The organism is Candidatus Magnetaquicoccus inordinatus (genome assembly GCF_004217665.1).
GTDB lineage: Bacteria > Pseudomonadota > Magnetococcia > Magnetococcales > Magnetaquicoccaceae > Magnetaquicoccus > Magnetaquicoccus inordinatus.
This window is the reverse complement of sequence record NZ_RXIU01000486.1, coordinates 1-1,198: the sequence shown is the minus strand read 5'-3', so window position 1 is coordinate 1,198 and position 1,198 is coordinate 1. Positions and strand designations below refer to the sequence as shown.

General features: G+C 58.1%; 2 protein-coding genes. Both read left to right on the top strand.

Annotated features, from left to right (window positions below):
* Positions 1-969, top strand: a 969-nt coding sequence (locus EJP87_RS18210; RefSeq protein WP_193771498.1) for a hypothetical protein, incomplete at its 5' end; no start/stop codon positions are given.
* Positions 966-1,198 (top strand): hypothetical protein (locus EJP87_RS16735; protein ID WP_227657742.1); only part of this gene is annotated, 233 nt, incomplete at its 3' end. The genes EJP87_RS18210 and EJP87_RS16735, both read left to right, overlap by 4 nt.

The following is a 1,198-nucleotide window of genomic DNA, read 5'->3' as shown; positions in this document are numbered from 1 at the left end:
ATGACGGATGAGGCAGGGCAATGGGCCATGCTGCATGTGTCGGCGGATCGGAAACCGCTGAAGGAGCTTGGCGGCCACTATGAGCGGGCTTTGTGGCTGTTCATGGATGATCCGGCACTGTTTCGTCAGGCCGAAGAGGCCCGTTTTGCCGACACCAGACGCCAGGGGCGCATGTGGTCTGGTTTTGTCGGCCCCCGTGGCGTGGCCGTCAGCCAGGATCCGGAGGACCATCGGCGGTTTGAGGAGAAAGTGCGTCTCATTTTCGACACCCGCAATGCCCGCCTGGATCTTTTTGAGCGGTTGAGGGTGGAGTCCAAGGAGCAGTTGTCGCGGGTGGTCCAGGCGGTGATCTATCGGGAGGGATTGCCTGACGCGCAGTTGGTGTTCAATGCGGCCGGGGATCTGGAACTGCAGACCCATCGTCCGGTTTATGAGGTGTCAATCGTCTACGAACCCGGCAGTGGGATCATCGAGGTTGTTGCCAATGGGACGGAAAACCGGGCACGGCTCGCCCGGTTGTTTGCCGAGATCATCTTGCGCCAGGGGATTTTGGGAATGCGGGTTCCGTTGCGCCAGTATGACCTCTCCCCGTTACTCCAGCCATACGACTTTCCCTGTGATCCCACTGACGGTATTGCGGCAGTCAAGGTGCTGCGCCTGAACTTGCGTCGCAGAGGGGCTGACAAACCCCATCTTGCCTTGTTGACCAACTGGGAAAAACAGGAAACGGTCTACGACCATGCGCAATCATCGCTCATCTGTGCCCAGAATCTGCGGAGGGAGTATGAGGTGGCTGAGGCGATCTTCTCTGTCCGTACACGACCGGCACGGCGATCATCAGGGCGCGGGCGTACCATCAACGTGACGATCTCCCTTCCGAACGGTTGCAACCTGAAGAGCAAAACCGAGCAGGAGCGCATGATCTGCGACAAATACCTCCCCCGTTGGGGGCTGGTGAAGGAGGTGTGACCGTGACCACTACGTCGATGCCGTTCAAGACCTTCCAGTTGGCTTTGGACATTTTCAACTTTTCAGAGCCGGAGATGCCAGGTGGCAACATTGCGGATTTTTACTCTGATGAGGGAAAAATCCTCATCGACCATGGGTTTCTGACAGAGGGTGCAATCCGCACGGTGGTACCCGACCGGCATAACGAGGGTGCCGGATTGGTAGAGCCTGTGTGGAATGAAGAGACCCG